This is a genomic window from Dellaglioa sp. CoH-57-MRSF-22 (assembly GCF_056781895.1).
This window is the reverse complement of sequence record NZ_JBXAXT010000195.1, coordinates 1-281: the sequence shown is the minus strand read 5'-3', so window position 1 is coordinate 281 and position 281 is coordinate 1. Positions and strand designations below refer to the sequence as shown.

Sequence of the window (281 nt, the reverse complement as noted above, 5' to 3'; positions counted from 1 at the left end):
ATCGGGCGCAACAAAGTTGTAGGTAGTTGGAACACCTGTGTACAGTGTGTTGCCGTTCAGCCCGGTGTCTGTGCGTTGCGGGGTGTAACCGTAACCGTCACCCACTTTGAATGCTACGATCTGGATAGAGGGGCCAGTGGGCGTTGCCACTGAGGCCGCAGCCAAACCCACGTCTGTGATCAAAAACGACGCGCTGTTTGGAACAATTGGCGTTGACATGTTACGTTGTCCTTAGATTGTTGGGTCGGGCAGGATCGTGATCAACACATCCTCCCATAGGC

General features: G+C 54.1%; 1 protein-coding gene. It reads right to left on the bottom strand.

Going from position 1 to position 281, the window contains the following annotated elements:
- The coding region (locus tag AC1RPR_RS08770; protein ID WP_481763566.1) for a hypothetical protein at positions 1-219 on the bottom strand (219 nt) is incomplete at its 3' end.
- Between the last annotated feature and the right edge of the window lie 62 nt (positions 220-281).